The 266-nt window shown below is 55.3% G+C and carries 1 protein-coding gene; it reads right to left on the bottom strand.

The genetic code is table 11. The features are described from left to right. Positions 1–33 precede the first annotated feature (33 nt). Positions 34–266: hypothetical protein (locus QD208_RS17605; RefSeq protein WP_279837692.1), on the bottom strand; the 233-nt coding region annotated here is incomplete at its 5' end.

Below are 266 nucleotides of genomic sequence, written 5' to 3'. Positions count from 1 at the left end.
GAGCACATCACTCATAATGATGGGGTCCCCTGTTCAAATCAGGGTGTAGCCACCAACCAAGATTCGAAAGGCCTGACTGCTTGCAGTCAGGCCTTTTTCGTTGTGCGCGATCCATACGCAAGACTCGCGCATCCGGCACCCTGCTGCGTAGACCTCGAGCCAGGTCACAGGCATCAAAAAGGGCGACCCGCAGGCCGCCCTTTTTCCAGGCTCTGTCCCGTCCTGAATATAGTTGACACGTTCTGACCTATCTTTAGGGAGAGCGT

It is taken from the genome of Cobetia sp. 29-18-1, from assembly GCF_029846405.1.
In the GTDB taxonomy this organism is placed as follows: Bacteria; Pseudomonadota; Gammaproteobacteria; order Pseudomonadales; family Halomonadaceae; genus Cobetia; species Cobetia amphilecti.
This window is presented reverse-complemented; position numbering and strand designations above follow the sequence as displayed.